General features: G+C 66.7%; 17 protein-coding genes. 6 read left to right on the top strand and 11 right to left on the bottom strand.

Going from position 1 to position 19,120, the window contains the following annotated elements; translation table 11 throughout:
* The 7 genes from ABGB08_RS42110 to ABGB08_RS42080 form a co-directional block, all read right to left on the bottom strand.
* Window positions 1–1,156: sigma-70 family RNA polymerase sigma factor (locus ABGB08_RS42110; RefSeq protein WP_347602393.1), on the bottom strand; the 1,156-nt coding region annotated here is incomplete at its 3' end.
* Window positions 1,157–1,282: 126 nt separating this feature from the next.
* Window positions 1,283–1,609, bottom strand: coding sequence for a hypothetical protein (locus ABGB08_RS42105; RefSeq protein WP_347602390.1), 327 nt, complete (start codon window positions 1,607–1,609; stop codon window positions 1,283–1,285).
* Window positions 1,610–2,064: 455 nt separating this feature from the next.
* Window positions 2,065–3,351 carry a UDP-glucose/GDP-mannose dehydrogenase family protein gene (locus ABGB08_RS42100; RefSeq protein WP_347602387.1) on the bottom strand — a complete coding sequence of 429 codons (1,287 nt, stop codon included), beginning with the start codon at window positions 3,349–3,351 and terminating at the stop codon, window positions 2,065–2,067.
* A gap of 120 nt (window positions 3,352–3,471) precedes the next feature.
* Window positions 3,472–4,575, bottom strand: coding sequence for an NAD(P)H-binding protein (locus tag ABGB08_RS42095; RefSeq protein ID WP_347602384.1), 1,104 nt, complete (start codon window positions 4,573–4,575; stop codon window positions 3,472–3,474).
* 71 nt (window positions 4,576–4,646) lie between these two features.
* Window positions 4,647–5,444, bottom strand: a complete 798-nt coding sequence (locus ABGB08_RS42090; RefSeq protein WP_347602381.1) for a hypothetical protein — start codon at window positions 5,442–5,444, stop codon at window positions 4,647–4,649.
* 64 nt (window positions 5,445–5,508) lie between these two features.
* A complete protein-coding gene (locus tag ABGB08_RS42085; RefSeq protein ID WP_347602378.1) occupies window positions 5,509–7,119 on the bottom strand; it encodes an ATP-binding cassette domain-containing protein in 1,611 nt (536 codons plus the stop codon).
* Window positions 7,120–7,187: 68 nt separating this feature from the next.
* Window positions 7,188–7,592 (bottom strand): hypothetical protein, encoded by a 405-nt coding sequence (locus ABGB08_RS42080; RefSeq protein ID WP_347602375.1) that lies wholly within the window; start codon window positions 7,590–7,592, stop codon window positions 7,188–7,190.
* A gap of 360 nt (window positions 7,593–7,952) precedes the next feature.
* On the opposite strand from ABGB08_RS42080, the gene ABGB08_RS42075 reads away from it, so the two are divergent.
* Window positions 7,953–8,387, top strand: coding sequence for a GNAT family N-acetyltransferase (locus ABGB08_RS42075; RefSeq protein ID WP_347602372.1), 435 nt, complete (start codon window positions 7,953–7,955; stop codon window positions 8,385–8,387).
* 5 nt (window positions 8,388–8,392) lie between these two features.
* Here the strand turns inward: ABGB08_RS42075 and ABGB08_RS42070 are convergent, their stop codons facing one another.
* Window positions 8,393–9,382 (bottom strand): DUF5937 family protein, encoded by a 990-nt coding sequence (locus ABGB08_RS42070; RefSeq protein ID WP_347602370.1) that lies wholly within the window; start codon window positions 9,380–9,382, stop codon window positions 8,393–8,395.
* Between the two features lie 144 nt (window positions 9,383–9,526).
* Here ABGB08_RS42070 and ABGB08_RS42065 point away from each other — a divergent pair, with 144 nt between their 5' ends.
* Complete coding sequence (locus ABGB08_RS42065; RefSeq protein WP_347602367.1) at window positions 9,527–10,675, top strand: MFS transporter; 1,149 nt, start codon at window positions 9,527–9,529, stop codon at window positions 10,673–10,675.
* A 101-nt stretch (window positions 10,676–10,776) separates the two neighbouring features.
* Window positions 10,777–12,528 (top strand): thiamine pyrophosphate-dependent enzyme, encoded by a 1,752-nt coding sequence (locus tag ABGB08_RS42060; protein ID WP_347602364.1) that lies wholly within the window; start codon window positions 10,777–10,779, stop codon window positions 12,526–12,528.
* A 68-nt stretch (window positions 12,529–12,596) separates the two neighbouring features.
* On the opposite strand, the gene ABGB08_RS42055 is transcribed toward ABGB08_RS42060, so the two are convergent.
* Complete coding sequence (locus tag ABGB08_RS42055) at window positions 12,597–13,436, bottom strand: alpha/beta hydrolase (protein WP_347602361.1); 840 nt, start codon at window positions 13,434–13,436, stop codon at window positions 12,597–12,599.
* 69 nt (window positions 13,437–13,505) lie between these two features.
* Here ABGB08_RS42055 and ABGB08_RS42050 point away from each other — a divergent pair, with 69 nt between their 5' ends.
* Entirely contained in the window at window positions 13,506–14,267 is a 762-nt protein-coding gene (locus tag ABGB08_RS42050; protein WP_347602358.1) for a TetR/AcrR family transcriptional regulator C-terminal domain-containing protein, read from the top strand.
* A 28-nt stretch (window positions 14,268–14,295) separates the two neighbouring features.
* On the opposite strand, the gene ABGB08_RS42045 is transcribed toward ABGB08_RS42050, so the two are convergent.
* Complete coding sequence (locus ABGB08_RS42045; protein ID WP_347602355.1) at window positions 14,296–14,622, bottom strand: hypothetical protein; 327 nt, start codon at window positions 14,620–14,622, stop codon at window positions 14,296–14,298.
* Window positions 14,619–15,020, bottom strand: coding sequence for a hypothetical protein (locus ABGB08_RS42040; RefSeq protein ID WP_347602352.1), 402 nt, complete (start codon window positions 15,018–15,020; stop codon window positions 14,619–14,621). Before ABGB08_RS42040 ends, ABGB08_RS42045 begins: the two co-directional genes overlap by 4 nt.
* 151 nt (window positions 15,021–15,171) lie before the next feature.
* On the opposite strand from ABGB08_RS42040, the gene ABGB08_RS42035 reads away from it, so the two are divergent.
* Window positions 15,172–16,143 (top strand): NAD(P)-dependent alcohol dehydrogenase, encoded by a 972-nt coding sequence (locus tag ABGB08_RS42035; protein WP_347602349.1) that lies wholly within the window; start codon window positions 15,172–15,174, stop codon window positions 16,141–16,143.
* A 385-nt stretch (window positions 16,144–16,528) separates the two neighbouring features.
* Window positions 16,529–18,976, top strand: a complete 2,448-nt coding sequence (locus ABGB08_RS42030; protein WP_347602346.1) for an endonuclease/exonuclease/phosphatase family protein — start codon at window positions 16,529–16,531, stop codon at window positions 18,974–18,976.
* The last annotated feature ends 144 nt before the right edge of the window (window positions 18,977–19,120 follow it).

Below are 19,120 nucleotides of genomic sequence, written 5' to 3'. Positions count from 1 at the left end.
GGTGGGGGGTGGGGGTGAGGGTGGGGTTTGGGCGAGAGGGTGGGGCCTTGGTGGGGATTGGGTGGGTGGCGTTGTCTGGGCTGATTGGGATGCGTTGGGAGATTTCGAGGATTTCGCGGAGGTCTAGGGGCTTGTTTGGGGGCTTGGGGGATTTGGTGATCTTGGGGGTGGGATGGTGGGCGGTGGAAGGGAATAGGCCGGAGGCTGTGCCGATGATTTGTTCGCCGGGGGTGGTGGCGAGTTGGGTGAAGGCGATGACGGTGGCGGCTGCGGCGGCGATGGCGGCGGCTGTGCCGAGGGCGATCATTGGCCAGCGGCGGGCTGGTGTCTCGTTGGTGATCGGGAATCCGTTGGCGTCGAGGGTGCCGACGCGTCTGGCGACGTAGGTGCGGTATGGGACGAGTTCGGGGTCGATGAAGCAGCTCATCACGCGGACGCGGAGGGTGTCCGGCAGGATGGCGGACGGCAGCAGGGCGAAGACCTTCGCGGTGGAGATCTGGCGGTCGCGGTGCGGTTTGCAGGTGTCGCAGCGGGCGATGTGCCGGACCAGTTGTTCGCGTGTCTCGGTGGTGAGATCCCCGGTGTGGCCTTCGAGGAGCTTGGCGCGTTTGGGGCAGTCGTGCGGGCCTTTGCCTGCGAGGACCTCGGCGGTGACGGCGTCTCGCAGGCGTTCGGTGGCGGCTTCGCGTAAGGATTCCGCCTGCCGTACCGGACGGCCGAGAGCGGCGGCGAGGTCGGGGCCGGACAGGTCGTGGCGGGTGCTGAGTTCCAGGACTTCGCGGTCGTCGACCGACAGTGCCTGGGTGGCGTTCCAGGCGGTGACCCGCAGGTCGTCGTCGGCCTCGCCGGACGCCGGGACGGCCATCCCCGCCGGATCTGTGTCGTCGGTGATCACGAACCCTGGCATCCGGCGGCGTGTGCACTCCCCTCGCGCGAGCGCGAACAGCCAGGCCCGCAGCTGTTCCGGATCGGCCAGGGACGCGATGCGGGCCTCGGCGGCGATCAGCGTGTCTCGCAACGCCACCTGGGCCCCGTCCGCGCTGCCCAGCATGGCCCAGCAGAATCGATAGATGCTCTCCGCGTGCGAATCGTAGAGCGCGGCGAGGGCGCCTGGATCGCGATCACGCAGCGCTTCGACCAGGACTCGATCATTCATGTGACCGAAGGTAATGGATTAGTAACTAGTAGTTCCAGCGATTCTCACGAATGCCATACCTTTTGATTCGGTACGGCTTGCGCCCCATTTATCCAACCAAATCGCCCGATATCGTTAGCCGACCGGTCAGAAAAGCAGCACCATCCCGGCGACGGCTACGGCGATGCCCGCCAGGATCAAGGTCACTACCGCGCAGACCATCGCGGCGTGCACCATCCCCCAATCCGTTCCCGAGACATGCTGTTCCCTCATGTCGGCCAGCGCCCTCGCCCGCAGCGAAAGCGCGATCAACGCCGGAATAACCCCCACACCTACCAGGAACAGCAGCGGCAACGACCCGAAGCCCAGCCTGGTCGCCCAGACCACGGCCCGCCGGTCCACCCTCGCCGGACCCACCTGCCCAATCGCCCGCACAGCCACCGCACCCCGCCGATGCGCCCCCATCCAGACCATCCCCCATCCACAGAAATTTCCAGAAATGCCAGCACGACAAACCGGGTATCGCCCGCGAGACGAAATACCCGGCTGTCCGGCATTCATAACACCACCACAAGAATTAACCGATTAGCCGGACACAAAACCCCGATTCGGCTGGGGTTGCGGATGGCGTGCGGGAGGAACCTGCGAAGTAATGCGAAGCCGCGGCCTCCAATGCTGCGATCACGCCGTGCTCGTCAGATTCGCGGAGGTTGCCGGAATTCTCCCACCCACCCACCCTTATTTGCTTCCCGGGCTCCGCCCGGCCCCGCCCCCTCTCCGTGGCTCTGCCCGGAACTGCACTCTCACTGGACCGGTGGTTCCCCCACCCAGCCCCTTCTTCCCCTCGGGCCCCGCCCGCCCCCGCCGCCACCCACGGGGGTAGCGCGTTGCACTGCGATGTAGGGGTGGTTGTCGATGCTGACCGGTGATTAGGGGCGACCGACGCTGATGTAGGTGAAGCCGAGTGTGCGCATGTCGGCCGGGTTCAGCAGGTTCCGGCCGTCGAACAGCACCGGTCGCCGCATCACCGAGGCGGCGTGCGCCCAGTCCACCTCCCTGAGTTGCGGCCACTCCGTCACCACGATCGCCGCGTCCGCGCCCTCGACCGCCAGTTCAGGCGTCGCGTGACGGCTCGTTGAGATCCACGGCTCTGTGGCGCCGGGGCGGCCCATCGGATCCCAGCAGCGCACCTCGGCGCCCTCCGCCAGTAGTCGGGCGGCCAGCACCGTGCTCGGTGCCTCCCGCATGTCGTCCGTCCCTGGTTTGAAGGTCAGCCCGAGCAGCGCCACCCGGGCGCCTGCCAGCGTGCCGAGTTCGTCCTTCAGCTTCTGGATCGCCCTCCGCTTCTGCAGGTTGTTGACCTCGATCACCGCCGACAGGAGCTGCAAGTGGTAGCCGGTATTGCTGGCCAGTTGCCGTAGCGCCTCGGAGTCCTTGGGGAAGCAGGAGCCGCCCCAGCCGATGCCGGGGCGTAGGAAGTGGTGGCCGAGGCGGTGGTCCAGGCCGACGGCGCGGGCGACGTGTTCGACGTCGGCGCCGGTTTTCTCGCACAGAGTGGCGACCTCGTTGATGAAGCTGATCTTCGTGGCGAGCAGGGCGTTCGAGGCGAGCTTCACCATCTCGGCGGACAGCACGTCCATCACGACGACCGGTCCGTCCACGCCATGGTGCAGTTCCTGGATCAGGCTGGCGGTCGGCTCGTCGAAGGCACCGATGACGATCCGGTCCGGGTGGAGGAAGTCGTTTACCGCGGTGCCTTCAGCGGTGAACTCCGGGTTCGAGGCGTACCCCACATGGGCGAGACCGGCCGCGTCCATCGCGGCCCGCACGCGGGTGCCGGTGCCCACCGGTACGGTCGACTTCATCACCACTGCTCGCAGGTGGGAAGCGCCCGCCAGCGACTTCACGACCGCCCAGACCCTGGAGAGGTCCGCGTCGCCGGACGCCGACGGTGGCGTGTCCACGCAGATGTACACAATCTCGGCGTCGTGCAGCGCGTGCTGGGCGTCCAGGGTGAAGGTGAGGCGCTCCTTGTTCCGGGCGATCATGTCGCTCAATTCCGGCTCATAGATCGGTATGTCGCCGGATCGGAGCAGCTGGATCTTTTCCGGGTTGATATCCCGAACCACTACCCGGTGGCCAAGCTCGGCGAGACAGGCACCGGTTACCAGTCCGATGTATCCACCACCGAAAACAGCAACGTGCCTGCCAACCATGATCTTCCCTTCTCACGTGGTCGAACCTCACGTCGAGCGGCGGCTCAGCGGCGGAGCCTGGAAGAGATGCACCATACCGGGGGCAATGCCCATGCGTCCGAGAGGGCGATGGGCGGAGGGTCAGCTTGTGGCGATGTGGAGGCCGGCTCCCGCGCAGCCTTCGGAGAGGGCGTTGAGGCCGAAGGCGTCTACGGGACCCAGGGCGCCGGTGCCGCCGACGCCGTCGATGAGGGCGGTGGTCGCGGCCCAGGCGAGGATGCGGGCGGTGAAGTCGTAGGGGTCGCCGCCGTTGAGTTGCACGGTGGTGAGGAGGCGGCCGTCGGAGGAGTACGTTTCCGCGATGGTCTGCGAGGAGACGGTGGGATCCGCGGGGGACGAGGTTCGAGGTCCGGAGCGGATGACACGGTCGGCCATGGCTTCGGTGACGCGGCGGGCGCCGGGCAGGGATGCGATGACGGGAGTCGCGCGGGCGAAGACTCCGGCGGCTCGGGTGAGGCCGCCCAGCCAGCCGAGGTAGACGTTGACTTCGCGGAGCCGGGGATACGCGCGCGGGAGTGCGAAGTGTTCGCTCGCGCCGAGCGAGATGCCGTGGCGTTTGCGGCCGCCCACGGTGAAGAGGCGGGTTCGGCCGTGTTCGCGGAGGATGCGCCCGTCGCGATAGCCGTACATGGGCTCGAGGATCATGCCGAGGGCGGAGGCGCGGGTTCCGGCGCTGGCGCGGCGGGCGAGGTTGCCTCGGACGAAGTAGCCGATGTCCACGCGGGTCGCTTCGGTGCCCGCTTTGCGGAGGGCCAGGGCGGCGGCGAGGTTGCCGGGGACGTAGTCGTACCCGAATGCGGTGATCAGGGTGGCGCCGCGGGCGGCGGCGGGTGGGCCGTAGCGCTGGAAGACGCGCTTGATGAAGGAGGGTTCGCCGGTTGAGTCCAGGTAGATGGCGCCGGCTTCGGTAACGGCCTGGATGGCCGGTTCGCCCCAGCGGGTGAACGGGCCGACGGTGGAGATGAGGACGTCGCCGGATTCGACGATCCTGCGGACCGAGTCGGGGCGGCTCACGTCGGCGACCGCGGTCGGCAGTTCGATCGGGAGGGAGGCCGCGAGGGCGGACAACCGGGCCGGATCGCGCCCGGCCAGCAAGGGCCGGGCGCCGCGCGCCAGCAGGGCTTCGGCGGTGAGCCGCCCGGTGAAGCCGGTGGCGCCGAACAGGACGATCCGGGGGGTGGTCATGCCTGTACCGTAACCCGATCCGGATTTCAAGATCCAGAGAGGGTCTGCGCTGAATCTGGGTTCCGGTAGGGTCACGGCCGTTTCTCGGCCATGGCCTGAATGCCGCGATCCTTGACGAATGGCTCGGTTTGCGGCTTCGCGGTGTGCACCGGTTTCGCGCCGCCCATCGCCAGATCCTCGTACGGCTTCGCGGTGGCCCCCCACGTCCGGGCGACAACCTCCGTCGACGCGGCCTCCCCGCCCTCGCTCACGCTCTCCACGGTGATGATGAAACGCCGGTTGGTGTTGGACCGCACGTCGTCCACGAACGCCGTCCCCCCGCCGATCAGCTTGCCCGCCTTGTCCCGCAGCAAAGCGGTCACCACCAGGCTCGACGCCGGTTTCTGGAACGGGTCGGTGACATATCCGGTGATCAGGTAGGACCCTGTCCCCAGCTTCTCGGTGGCCACCTTGCTCACCGGGAACGGCTTGAACGCGGACGGAATCCGCGCCGCCTGATGCCACGCCGCCGGCCGGTAGTTGATCTTCACGGAGACCGGTTTGGCGGCGGCCAGGGCTTCGCCGGTGAAGGCCAGGGTGCCCGCCGGAGGAACCGCGTCCAGCGGCTGCTCCATCCGGACGATCTCCTTGCCGGTCGCGTCCTGGGCGCTGATCGTGGCTACGGTGTTCTCACCAAAATGCCACCGGTTGGGGTTGCCGAGGACGGCCGCCCAATTCACCACATACCCACCGCTGGCCTTGACCACCGAGGAGGCCTGCTCCTTCAGCGCGAGCGGGGCGAGCTGCCTGGGCTTGTTCGAGTCGTCTTGCCCGCATCCCGCCAGCACCATCAGGGCGGTCAGGATGAGTGCTGTCATACGCTGCGTCACTCAGCTGTGATAACGCGTGACCGCCGGAGCAGTCCGGCGGACACGCGCATCGCGGACGAAAGCTTTAACGGACGCGTTGAACGCGGCCTTCGTCCCAGACCGGTTCGGGTGATTCGTACACCCGGCCGTCGGCGCCGAAGACCAGGAACCGATCGAAGTCGGCCGCGAACCAGCGGTCGTGGGTGACCGCCATGACGGTGCCCTCGAACGCGTTCAGGCCGTCCTGCAGGGCTTCGGCGCTGGCCAGGTCGAGGTTGTCGGTCGGCTCGTCAAGCAGCAGCAACGTCGCGCCGGAGAGTTCGAGCAGGAGGATCTGCAGGCGGGCCTGCTGGCCGCCGGACAGGGTCTCGAATCGCTGATCGGCGATCATTCCGGCCAGCTCGTAGCGGGCGAGGATCTTCATGGCCTCGTTCTTGAGGCGGGCGTGCTCGGTCATGACGATCTCGCACGGGGTGCGTTTGGCGAGTTCGGGGCGGGTATGCGTCTGGGCGAAGTGGCCGGAGACGACCCGCGCGCCGAGCCGGGCCGCGCCGGTGTGGCGGATGGTCTCCCCGGCGAGCAAGCGGAGGAAGTGGGATTTTCCCGATCCGTTCGAGCCGAGTACGGCGACGCGCTCGCCGTACCAGACCTCCAGATTGAAGGGTTTCATCAGGCCGGTGAGTTCGACGTTTTCGCAGATCACCGCGCGCTTGCCGGTTCGCCCGCCGCGGAGCCGCATGTTGATCAGCTGGTCCTTGGGGGCGAGTTCCGGGGGCCCCGCCTCTTCGAACTTGCGCAGCCTCGTCTGGGCGGCGTGGTAGGCGTTGGCCATGCCGTCGTTGTAGGTCGCCTTCTGCTTGAGCATGATGACCAGGCGCTTCAGCTTGGCGTGTTCCTCGTCCCAGCGGCGGCGCAGCTCGTCGAGGCGTTCGTTGCGTTCTTTGCGGGCTTCGGCGTACGTGGCGAATCCACCGCCATGAACCCAGATATTTCCGGATTCGACGGTGACGATGCGGTCGGCGGCGTTGGCGAGGAGTTGGCGGTCGTGGGAGACGAGGAGGACGGTTTTGGGGGTTTCCCGGAGGGCTTGTTCGAGCCAGAGTTTGCCGGGAACGTCCAGGTAGTTGTCGGGCTCGTCGAGCAGGAGGGTCTGGTCGGGGCCTCGGAGCAGGGCCTCCAGCACCAGACGTTTCTGCTCACCCCCAGACAGGGTGTTCACTTCCCGATATTTCACATTGTCGTACGACGTGCCCATGGCAGCCATCGTGCAGGTGTCCCACAACACCTCGATGTCGTAACCACCGGCGTCGGAATAGTCGGTGATCGCTTGCGCGTACCGCATCTGGGTTTTCTCGTCGTCGCGCTCCATCATGAGCAGCTCGATGGCGTGCAGCTTCTCGGCCGCCTCGCGCACCCGGGTCGGCGCCACCGAAAGCAGCAGGTCGTGCACCGACCGGCCGTCCCGGATGCTGCCGATGAACTGCCGCATCACGCCGAGCCCGCCGGAACTCGCCACCGACCCTTCGACCGGCTGCACATCCCCGGAGATCAGCCGCATCAAGGTCGTCTTCCCGGCGCCGTTCGGCCCGACGAGGGCCGCTTTGACGCCTTCCCCGATCCGGAACGACACGTCATCCAGCAAAGGCCGGCCATCCGGCAGCACATAGGTCAGGTGCCCAACCTCGACGTGTCCCACGACAATTCCCCTCCCAGGTCCTCGCGCAGGGTACCTTCCAATTTCCCGGGCGGGCATCCCAATTTTCGTCAGGGCAGGAAATGCGCGACGACCAGCCAGCCGAGAATAACCGCGACGGCGAGGATGGCGAGGAGATCGCGGGTGTTCTTCGACGGGGTCAGCCGGGACAGGAAGGTCGTGTGGGCGGGGAGCCGGATGAGGATGGCGGCGGCGATCAGCGGCCAGGCCTGCGGGGACATCGCCGCCGGGTAGCAGAACTGGTACGGGTTGGCGATCGCGGCGATTGTTCCCGGGACGGCGAGGACCATCAGGCCGGCCCACGCCGCGATGACGGCACGGCGGGAGACCAGGAAGGTCATGGTCGCGATGACGGCCAGCGGGCCGAGGTGAAGGCCCATGACCTGGGCTTCGTAATGGAACTGCTGGATCCGCCACCAGAAGTCGAGGCAGGCGGTGTAGCAGATGGGGTCCATGGCGGGACAGCCAGGAGCCGATCGGCATCGTCCCGGACAGCCAGAAGCCGGTGTCATACCTCAAGCCCGGTCCCAGGATGCAGGCGTCAGAGGAGAAACACGGGCGGTGAGAAACGACCAAACCAGACCGGAGCCGCGACGAGCGCGACTGCGGCCAGGCGAGGAAGCGCAGCCCAGCGCGCGATCGTCCCCTGCGTCATAACCGGCCCCTCATGCGGTGGACGGTATCCGCAGCATGATCACCTTCGCACGAAATATCGAATTTTATCGGCCCGGATGGTGGCCGTCTCCTCGCCGTCCAGCCGCGTGTTCCGGGACGGTGCCCGTGGATGCATGCTGGGAGGCATGTACGACGTTGGTGTGCGCCAGGCCGTCCCAGATGATTACGACAGGATTGTCACGGTTGTTGATGATTGGTGGGGGCGGCCCATGACGGCCGGACTGTCCCGGCTCTTCCTGGATCATTTCTTCAGCAGCAGTCTGATCGCCGAGGTCAACGACCGACTTGTCGGATTTCTCGTGGGATTTCTCTCACCCTCGCAGCCGACAGTCGCCTACATCCACTACGTAGCCGTCGATCCAGATTTCCGGGCGAAGGGCCTGGCACGCGAGCTTTACACGCGTTTCTTCGACCTGGCCCGAGCCGACGCCCGAACGGTCGTACAAGCGATCACTTCACCGCAGAATCATCGTTCGATCGCCTTCCACACCGCGATGGGCTTCACGGTCAGCGACCCCTACGAGAACCACGACGGCCCCGGCACCACACGCGTCCGCTTCAATCGGCCCCTCTGAAAAACCTATGCAAGTGCTGGCCTGACCCCCGCGAGCAGGGATTCGCTGGCGGCGCTGCGCGCGTACAGAACGGAACGGCCGATTCGATGTGCGGTGACGAGCCCGGCAGCCCGAAGCAGGCTCAGATGCTCGGAAATACTCCCCGCGGAGTACGGCAGTCGCCGAGCCAGTTCAGTGGTCGAAAGCGGAGAGTCGAGTTCGGTGAGAATGAGCGCCCGGGCCCCTCCGATGACCGCGGCGAGAGCTCCGGGATCTGGCGCGAATCCTTTCTCCCAGAGAGTGGCAAGGCCCCGGGCCGGATAGGTAAGGGTGGGCTGGCCCGGAGAAAGCGTGCGGGAGAAAGTCTTGGGCCACACGAAAACCGACGGAATCAGCAGCAGCCCCTGGCCGTCGAGCACCCGGGACTGCGAATCGGACCGGCCTTCGACGTGCAGCGTGTTCTCCGCCCAGCGCACATTCTTGTGCAGGTCGGCGAAGAGCAGTGCAGGCCCGCCATCGGCCAGCCTTCTGACGCGATAAAGCAGGTCGCCTTCCAGCAGATTGCGCATTCGAGGCCAGTGACGAGCGAACGCGACCTGCCAGTAGGTCTCGATTGCGGACGCCAGCCGATCGAGTTCAGCGACCGGGTCGGCATAAAGCGCGGCCACGGATTTCCGGCGTGGGCCCACCATGAGGTTCAGGTCGTCTCGTACCACGGAGGGCGGAGTCGCCCGGAGCATGGCCAGTTCAGTGGTGAGATCCGGAATGGGAGTGGCCGGCGCGGGGGTGAGGAAGTCGGGAATGTACCCCGGGCAGGAGATGACCAGATCGCCGAGCAACGCCAGGTCGATCTCGGCCAGCAGCGGACGAACCTCCTTGAACCACGGCAGGTGAAGCGCCCGGTCCATCGGACGGCGCAGCACGTTGACGCTGGCCACGACCTCTTTCAGCGGCGAGTAGGCGAAACGCAGGGAGGTGAGGTCATAGGCCGAGAAGATCAGACTGTGCATACGCATGTCCCGTGTGAGGCTATGGCCGAATCATCCAGGAGTTCCGCGCCGACTCCCGCACGTTTCGGTTCCAGCCGAATCTAGCCGACCCGGCTTCGGCCCCAACCGAATACTTCGCGCCAGCAGCCCCCGCCGACCCACCGTGACCTCGTGGTCCTGCGCACTGCCGTATTCGGCGGCCTCCCCCGAGTCTTCTGGTTCCTGTTCTCCGGCCAGCTCGTCAGCCGGTTCGGCGGAACCGTTCTGCCGTTCCTCGTCTCCTACCTGGCCTCCCTCGGCCACAGCCCGGGCGAGATCGGCCTGGTCCTCGGCGCGTACGGCGTGGGCGGGCTCGGCGGCCAACCCTTAGGCGGCTTCCTGGCCAACCGTTTCGGCCACAGAACCACCTTGATCACCGGCCTGCTGTCCACTGCGGCCTGCCTGCTCCTCATCGGATTCGCCTGGAATATCACGACAATGATGGCGTTCGCGGCCGCCCTCGGCCTGTGCGCCGACGTCTACCAGCCCGCCGCCAGAGCCCTGATCGCCGAAACCATCCCCTCCGACCTGCGCCCCAAAGCATTCGGCCTGCTGCACTGGGCGTTCAACGTCGGCGCCGCGCTCTCCGGCGTGGCGGCGGGCCTGCTTCTGGCCCACGGCTTCTGGCTCCTGATCGCCCTCGACGTCGCCACCACCCTGATCTTCGCCGCCGTGGTCGCCGCCGGAATCCCCAGCAATCCCTCCCAAACCCACCGGCGCCCCCCGCGCTACCGCACCGCCCTCCGCAACCGCCACCTGCTCGCGGTCCTGCTGCTCATCCTCATCAACGCGACCGTCTACGCCCAGCAGCGCTTCGCCCTCCCCCTGGCCCTCACCGCCGACGGCCACCCACCCTCCCGGTACGGCCTGCTGATCACCCTCAACGCCATCCTCGTCGTCGCCCTCCAACCGTTGATCATGGCCTGGCTCACCAGCTACCCCCGCCTCACGGTCCTGGCCGCCTCCTGGGCCCTGATCGGCATCGGCCTGGCCCTGACCGGCCTCGCGACCACGCCCTGGCAGTACGCCCTCACCGTCGTGATCTGGTCGGCCGGCGAGATCGGCATGGTCGGCTTCAGCGCCGCCCTGATCGCCGACCTCACCCCCGCCCACGCCCATGCCACCTACCAGGCCCTGTACGGCTGGACCGGCGCGATCGCCCGAGTCGCCGCCCCCCTGGTGGGCGCGTTCCTCTACGACAGATCAGCCCTCTGGTGGACCTGCGCCGCCACGGGCGTGTTGTGCGCCCTGTCCGCGTTGCTCCTCCAACGAAGCAGGTAGACGACCAGCAAGAATCGCGGAATTTGCCCCACTTTGCGGGGATTTATCCAGATAGGTCGTATGAGATGGCCCGATGGGGAAACGGCGGACTCATGGGACACATGACTTCAGAAGCGCTAGTGGAACGGCTGGCCGACTGGGGAGTCGACACGATCTTCGGGATCCCCGGCGACGGCATCAACGGGATCATGGAAGGGCTGCGGCGCCATCGCGACCGCGTCCGGTTCGTGCTGGTCCATCACGAGGAGGCGGCCGCCTTCATGGCCACCGGATACGCCAAGGCGACCGGCCGGCTCGGCGTCTGCCTGGCCACCTCGGGACCCGGTGGAATCCACCTGCTCAACGGGCTCTACGACGCCAAACTCGACCACGCCCCGGTGCTCGCGATCACCGGCATGCAGGAAACCTCCGTACTCGGCACCAACTACCAGCAGGAAGTCAATCTCGACCGCCTGTTCGAGGACGTCACCGAGTACAACATGGTGATCACCAACCCGACCCAGCTGCCCACGCTGGTGGACATGGCGATCAGAACGGCGTACGCCCGGCGTGGGGTCGCGCACCTGACGATCCCGAACGACATCCAGGTGGCCGACGCGGACGCCGACCCCTGGCAGCACGTCACGCCCGCACGCCCACCCCAGACCGAGCCGATCTACCTGTCGGCCCCGGGCCGCCCCCGCGAGAAAGATCTCCCGCGGGCGGCCGACGCGCTCAACGCCGCCAAACGCCCCGCGCTGCTGGTGGGGGCGGGCGCCCTGCACGCACGAGCCGAAGTCCTCGCGGTCGCCGAGACGCTGGCCTGCCCGGTGATCAAGACTCTGCCCGGAAAGGCGGTCATCCCTGACGATTCTCCGTACACCACCGGAGGGATCGGGCTGCTGGGCACCAGGCCGACGGCGGACCTGGTGGACGACGTCGATGTGATGTTCCTGGTGGGGACCAACTTCCCGTACACCAAACATCTGCCCGAGCCGGGGAAGGCGCGGTTCGTGCAGCTGGAGGCGGATCCGGCGCGGGCGGGCACGCGGGTGCCGACGGACGTGCCGCTGGTCGGCGACGCGAAGGAGGGGCTGCTCGCGCTGCTGCCGCTGCTGACGCCGCGCACCGACCGCACCCATCTGAGGAAATATCAGGAGAAGATGGAGGCCTGGCGGTCGGATATGGCCGCTCTGGCCAGCCCGGATCGGGACCCGATCGCGCCGCAGTATGTCGTGTCGGTCATCGACGAGCTGGCCGCCGAGAACGCGATCCTGACCTGCGACAGCGGCACGATCGCCACCTGGGCGGCCCGCTACTGGACCATTCGCGGCGATCGCGGCTTCTACCTGTCGGGCAACCTCGCGTCCATGGCTCCCGGGCTGCCCTACGCGCTCGCGATGCGGCACGCGTACCCCGGTCGGCAGGTCATCGCCTACGTCGGGGACGGTGGCTTCGCCATGCTCATGAGCGAGTTCCTGACCGCCGCGCAGCAGGGGCTTCCGGTCAAGGTAGTGATCAACAACAACAACGCGCTCGGCCAGATCCTGTGGGAGCAGATGGTGCTCGGCTACCCCGAACACGGCGTTCGCTACCCGGAACCGCCCACCGACTACTCCGCCTGGGCGCGCGCCTGCGGCGGCTACGGCGTCAAGGTCACCAAGGCCGGCGACCTGCCCTCGGCGATGGCGGAGGCGTTCGCCCACGACGGCCCCGCCCTGGTCGACGTGGACGTCGACCCCGACGAACCACCGATGCCGGGCCGGGTCTCCTACGAGCAGGCCAAACACTTCGCGCAGGCGTTCCTCCGGGGCGAACCACACCGCGCCGCGATCGCGACGACCCTGTTTAAGGACAGAATCGCCCAACTGTGACGTCGACGGGCTCCCGTGGAGCGGGCACGGGAGCCCCGGGGGGTGGCCTATACGACCCGTAAATCGGTTCACGATTTCAGGCTCGCCGTGAGCCAGGGGCGGATGATCGGCAGGGCCTGATCGGCCTGCATGGCCTGCATGTGGTCGAGACCGTCGAGCACCCGCACCTCCCAGCCGAGCTTTTCGAGTTCGGCCCGCCGATCGACTATCGGCCCCGCGATGTCCACCCGGACATCTCCCCACCTCGGGCTGTACTCGACGACATCGACGGAACCGGCGAAGCACAGCCTCGGACAACTGAGTTCCTGCTGAGCGGCCAGGTCGTCGAAATGCTGGAGTTCCTCGTAGAGGGTGACGAACTGCTGAGCCTGGCTGGGCGACAGCGAAACCGAGACGGTATCCCAATCCCCCGGCGTCACCGGCCCGGCGGGCGGCGCATCCAGCGCTTCGACGGCCAGCCGATGGGTTGCCCTGGTAACGCTCAGCATTTCCTCGTACGGCCCGCCGACCGGCGGATATCCCCCCATGACCAGGGCCGCGCACCGACTCGTACGGAGAGCCAGTTGCATACCGATCAGGGCCAGCCACGAATAGCCGTAATAGCCGAAGACCTCGGCGTCCACCGCGTCGGCGACGGTGAGCAGATCACGCACGACGACGTCCGGCGTGAGCGTTTTCGGGTTGGCGATGACGTGTGCCTCGTAATCGAAGGCGATGACGCGGAAATCATCCCGCAATCCGGTGACGAGAGAATGCCCGAGCGCCGGGTCCCCGCCCCAGTCGCGCATCGCCTGGGCCGCCGGACCTTCCTCGGCGGGCTTGGGATTCACCGGAAGCAGGAGGTTCGGCCCTTCACCGTGCACCTCGACCTCGATGCTCGATCCATCGGGCAGTGCCACGACCGCCATGCTCTCTCCTTATGCCGTAAACTGTTTCCGCTCCGACACAATACCTTATGCCGTAAGGAGTTTCACCTCTTGATTGTTTACGCAGGTCAGGGCGATCCCCAGCGCACGATGGCCCTGCTGTGGCGGGCGTCGACGGCCGATCCCGGCCGGACGACCCGAGGCCCGAAGCCCGCCCTGACGGTGGACGCGATCGTGGACGCGGCGATCGCGGTGGCGGATGAGTCAGGGCTGGACGGGTGGTCGATGCGCGCGGTGGGGGAACGGCTGGGCCGTACCGCGATGTCGCTTTACACCTATGTGCCGACCAAACGCGAACTCATCGACCTGATGTACGACCAGGCGCACGCGAACCTCGCCACGCCGGTAGCTCCATCCAGCGGCTGGCGCGCCGAAATCGAGTGCTGGGCTCACGATTTGCTGGCCTGCTACCTGCGCCACCCCTGGCTCCTGCAGGTGTCCCACGCACGCCCGGTGCTCGGTCCGCACGAACAGGCCGTCCTGGAGTCCATCCTGCGCATTCTCGACCGGACAGGATCGCCCGTCAGAGCGATCGTCAGCTCCCTGTTCAGCCTGGTACGGGGTTCGGCGCAGTCGATCACGGAAACGCGATCGGCCGCCACGACCACCGGAACCCCCGATCAGGAATGGTGGGCACTCCGCGGCGATCTCATGCGGGAACTCGTCCCCGACTTCGCCGAGCGATTCCCGTATTCGGCCCGGCTGGCGAAGGAGCCGGCACCAGGCAACTGGGAGGACCTGGCCAGAAACGCGTTCACGGACGGCCTGGCCATCCTTCTGGATGGCGTGGAGTCGGCAGCTTCTCCTACCTGACCGGTTTCACGATCGCACTCCTCGCAGATCAGTGTCTCCGCTTGACGACGTGTTTGATGACGCGTTTGACGACGGGTTTGACGACACGATTGGCGACGATGATGCGCTGGGGACCGTCTGCGTTGTTCAAGCTGAGGGAGGAATTGGCGGTGTTGGTGGAACCGTTGGCAGTACTGAAGTTGCCGCTGTTGAGGTTGTTGTTCGTAGTGCGGTAATTGCCGCTGTTCTTGCTGTTTCCGGTGTTGAAGGTGTCACCGCTGGTGTTGGTGTTGGCGCAGCCACTCGGGTCGCATCCCCCCACCGGGATGGCGATCGGGGCAAAGGCCAGGGCTGCGGCGTACATCACGATCATCATCGCGCGACCTGCCTGGTGATCTCCTGACGGCCATTGGCCGTGTTGCCGCTCTTGGAAGAGTTGCTGCTCCCCGTGGACCCGTTGGTGTTGGAGAAGTTTCCGCTGTTCACCGGGTTGCCGAGGCTGGTGTAGTTGCCGCTGTCGGTGGAGTTGCCGCTGTTCTCCGGCCCGTTGAGGCACTTCACCGGGGAGTTGAACGTCGGGGAGTTGTAGCTGATCAGGCGATTGCCGCACAGCAGGGCCGGCAGAGCGCTGACCAGACTGCCAAGGTCGGCCCCGACGAGACGAGCGAGTTGCGAGCGCTCATCGGGCGAGGGATCGGCCCAGGCGACGGGAGCACCCAGCACCGCTCCCCATCCGGCTGCGACGACCACAGCCACCCTTACCCATACCTTCACCGTTGCCTCCTCCGTGTACGACCCGCCGATCGTAACAGAGAGTAATCGGGCACCTGCGAACCACGACATCCGCTGTATTTCAATGCCCCTTCCCGGGCCGACCGGTCCGGCGATTACGCCCAATCTCCCGTATTTTGGCTACAATTCAGTCATGAAGGCTGCAGTCCGTACCAGATATGGCCCACCGGACGTGGTTCGTGTCTCAGTGGCGGAGAAACCGACGGTCAAAGACAACGAACTCCTCGTCAAGGTCCACGCGACGACGGTCAATCGCACAGACTGCGCATTACGGGCGGCCGAGCCCTTCATCTGGAGATTCTTCATCGGGCTTGTCACGCCGAAGGTACGGATCCTCGGAACCGAGTTCGCGGGAGAAGTCGAGGCGGTAGGCAGCGGCGTCACGTCCTTCAAGGTCGGCGACAGGGTGTTCGGATTCAACGACAACGGTTTCGGAGCCCACGCCCAATACATGGCGATTCCCCAGGACGGCACCCTCGCGATCATCCCGGCAGGACTTACTTACGAAGAGTCCGCGCCCAGCACCGAAGGCTCGCACTATGCCCTCTCGGCCATCAGGGCGGCGAAAGTCCAGAGCGGGCAGGACGTGCTCGTCTACGGCGCAACCGGGGCCATCGGCTCGGCGGCGGTCCAGCTCGTGAAGAGTCTCGGCGCCAGCGTAACCGCGGTCTGCGACACGAAGAACGTTGAGCTGGTCAGGGGTCTGGGCGCCGACAGAGTCATCGACTACACGGCCGAGGATTTCACGAAGGACGAGCAGAAATACGACGTCGTCATCGACGCGGTCGGCAAGACCACGTTCGGCCGATGCAAGCGCCTGCTGAAACCACGCGGGATTTACGTCTCGGGGGACTTGGGCCCGCTGATACAAAACCCGATCCTGGCCCTCACCACTCCCCTGCTCGGCGGCAAGAAGGTCATATTCCCCATCCCGCGGAATGACCAGGCGACCGCACAATACTTCAAGGAATTGATCGAGTCCGGAGCGTTCAGGCCGGTCATCGACAGACACTATCCCTTGGACGAGATCGTCGAAGCCTACCGCTACGTCGAGACAGGCCAGAAAACAGGAAATGTCGTAATCCGCATAGAACATTCGGACTAAGCCAGTCGCCGCATGGTTGACCTCCGGCATCGACGCGTGTCCGGACAGATCGACGCGGTGGCGATCTTCTCCATCAGAGGCTCGCCCGAACAGTGCACGCCCCAGCGTTGATCGATGTCGAGATCGCCTCAGTGCTGCGCGGCCACATGATCACCAGCAAACCGCAGGTACGCAAGTTCGCCGCTTCGACCGGACACCACCGCTACCCGCCACCACCCGCGTAGGTCTGCGACGTCGCCGTCTCGCGTCGCTAGTGACACGGTTGTGGAACGAACCAATGAACACCTCCGGCATATAGGCAAATAGTCGATAACGATACTTTTCAACCGAACACACGTACCACCATGCTCCTGGGTAGATCCCATCAATCTAGGAGCAAAGGCCTGTGGCAACCCCCAGATTACGTCGGCTGATCGCCGCGGCAAGCCTGCCACTGACGGTCGCGGCGACCATGGCAGTACTGCCCAGCACCGCGAACGCCCTCTCCTCCGACGTCGTCATCTCCGCCGTGTACGGCGGCGGCGGCAACTCCGGAGCGATCTTCAAGAACGACTTCATCGAGCTGGCCAACATCACCGGCGCCCCCATCGACGTCTCGACCTGGAGCATCCAGTACGCCTCTGCCGCGGGCGCGGTCTTCCAGATGACCAATCTGTCCGGCAGCATCCCGGCGCACGGCAAGTACCTCATCCAGGAGGCCGCGGGCGCCGGCGGCACCACCAACCTCCCCACCCCGGACGCCAGTGGCTCGATCCCGATGTCGGCCACCTCCGGCGTCGTCGCCCTGGTCACGGCCCAGATCCCGCTGGTGGGCTGCGGCATCTCCTGCTCGACCGCGCCGAACGTCAAGGACCTGATCGGGTACGGCGCGACCGCGAACGTCGAGACGCTCGCCGCGCCCGGCCTCACGAACACCACGGCCAACGCCCGCTCCGGTGCGATGACCGACACCGACAACAACTCGGTCGACTTCACCGCCGGCGTGCCGAAGGCCACCAACACCGCGGGCACCACCGTCTCCGCGGACAACCCGGGCGGTCCCGTCGACCCGACCCCCGGCACCGTCCGCATCCACGACATCCAGGGCGCGGGCCGGATCTCCCCGATCGTCGGGCAGAACGTCACCAACGTGCCCGGCATCGTCACGGCCGTCCGGACGACCGGCAACGCGCGCGGTTACTGGATGCAGGACCCGTCCGCCGACGCCGACCCGCTGACCAGCGAGGGCATCTTCGTCTTCATGGGCTCCACCTCGCCGACGGTCGTCAGCGGCGACAGCGTGCTGGCCTCCGGCCGGGTCACCGAGTTCCGCCCGGCCGCCGGCTCGCAGGCCCTCACCGAGCTCGGCGGCACGATCACCACCACCAAGCTCACCAGCGGCAACGCGCTGCCCGCCGCCATCCCGGTGGCCTTCCCCGACGCGTACACCAAGAGCGGCGCCCTTGAGGCCCAGCCGCTTGAGCCGTCCTCGTACGTGCTGGACTGGCTGGAGATCCACGAGGGCATGCGGGTCACCATCGCCCAGGACACCCGCCTGGTCAGCCCGGTCAACACCGAGTTCGACGAGCTCTGGGTGACCCTCAAGCCGGGCCAGAACCCGACCCCGCGCGGCGGCGCCGTCTACAAGGGCTACGACGACCCGAACAGCGGCCGCATCATGCTCCTCGCGCTGAACGGCGCCCCCGCCGCCAACGTCGGCTCCACGCTGGCCGCCGGGAGCACCGGCGTGGTCGACTACCAGTCGTTCGGCGGGTACGTCATTCAGGCCACCGAGCTCGGCGCGATCACCGAGGGCACCCTCAAGCGCCAGAAGGTGCTTCCGCCGAAGAAGCAGGGCGACCTGTCCGTCGCCACCTACAACGTCGAGAACCTGGCCTTCACCAACCCGGACGCCAAGTTCGCGCGCCTGGCCGAGGCGATCGTCACCAACCTCGGCAAGCCCGACATCGTCGCCCTGGAGGAGATCCAGGACAACAACGGCGCCACCAACAACGGCGTCGTCGCGGCCGACCAGACCATCGCCAAGTTCATCGCGGCGATCGTGGCGGCGGGCGGCCCGACGTACGACTGGCGCTCGATCAACCCGAACGACGGCACCGACGGCGGCGAGCCGGGCGGCAACATCCGCCAGGTGTTCCTGTTCAACCCCGCCCGCGTGACCTTCGTGGACCGGCCCGGCGGCGACGCCAACACGGCCGTCACCGTGCTCCGCGAGCGGCCGACCAGCAACCAGATCTTCCTGTCGGCCTCCCCCGGCCGGATCAACCCGACCAGCACCGCGTGGAACACCAGCCGCAAGCCGCTCGTGGGCGAATTCCGCTACGACGGGGACAAGCAGCTGTTCGTCATCGCCAACCACTTCAACTCCAAGGGCGGCGACCATCCGCTGAGCGCGGCCGTGCAGCCCCCGAACCGCACCTCTGAGGTCCAGCGCCTCCAGCAGGCCGGCGAGGTCCGCGACTTCGTCCAGGACCTGGTCACCAAGAGCGCCGGGCGCGCCGAGGTGGTCGTCCTGGGCGACCTCAACGACTACCAGTTCAGCCCGGTGCTCGAGACGCTCACCGTCGGCGGCACCCTGCTGAAGACCCTCATCGACACCCTTCCCGCCGACGAGCGTTACAGCTACGTCTTCGACGGCAACTCCCAGGTCCTCGACCACATCCTGGTCAGCCCCGCCATCAAGGGCTACTCCTACGGCGTGGTCCACATCAACGCCGAGTTCTCCGACCAGGCCAGCGACCACGACCCCCAGATCGTGCGCATCCTGACCGGCTGCAACTCGGAGCCCCTCCCGACCCGCTGCCTGCCCGGCAGTCCCGTCGTAGACATGTGATCCAACGGAAAAGCGCCCGCCCTCCGGAAGGGTGGGCGCTTTTCCATTCCGACGGTCACGTCATGCGGAAGACCGAACCCCGGGGCGTCCCACGGCAGCGGCGGCTGGTCGAGGGTGTAGGCCTCATGCCTTCATGGTGAAGCG

The organism is Acrocarpospora sp. B8E8 (assembly GCF_039871605.1).
Taxonomy (GTDB): Bacteria; Actinomycetota; Actinomycetes; order Streptosporangiales; family Streptosporangiaceae; genus Acrocarpospora; species Acrocarpospora macrocephala.
This window is presented reverse-complemented; position numbering and strand designations above follow the sequence as displayed.

Coding starts and splice junctions, on each gene's coding strand:
- ABGB08_RS42105 (WP_347602390.1), bottom strand. CDS start 1,609: ATGGTCTGGATGGGGGCGCATCGGCGGGGTGCGGTGGCTGTGCGGGCG.
- ABGB08_RS42100 (WP_347602387.1), bottom strand. CDS start 3,351: ATGGTTGGCAGGCACGTTGCTGTTTTCGGTGGTGGATACATCGGACTG.
- ABGB08_RS42095 (WP_347602384.1), bottom strand. CDS start 4,575: ATGACCACCCCCCGGATCGTCCTGTTCGGCGCCACCGGCTTCACCGGG.
- ABGB08_RS42080 (WP_347602375.1), bottom strand. CDS start 7,592: ATGGACCCCATCTGCTACACCGCCTGCCTCGACTTCTGGTGGCGGATC.
- ABGB08_RS42070 (WP_347602370.1), bottom strand. CDS start 9,382: ATGCGTATGCACAGTCTGATCTTCTCGGCCTATGACCTCACCTCCCTG.
- ABGB08_RS42060 (WP_347602364.1), top strand. CDS start 10,777: ATGACTTCAGAAGCGCTAGTGGAACGGCTGGCCGACTGGGGAGTCGAC.
- ABGB08_RS42055 (WP_347602361.1), bottom strand. CDS start 13,436: ATGGCGGTCGTGGCACTGCCCGATGGATCGAGCATCGAGGTCGAGGTG.
- ABGB08_RS42045 (WP_347602355.1), bottom strand. CDS start 14,622: ATGATGATCGTGATGTACGCCGCAGCCCTGGCCTTTGCCCCGATCGCC.
- ABGB08_RS42035 (WP_347602349.1), top strand. CDS start 15,172: ATGAAGGCTGCAGTCCGTACCAGATATGGCCCACCGGACGTGGTTCGT.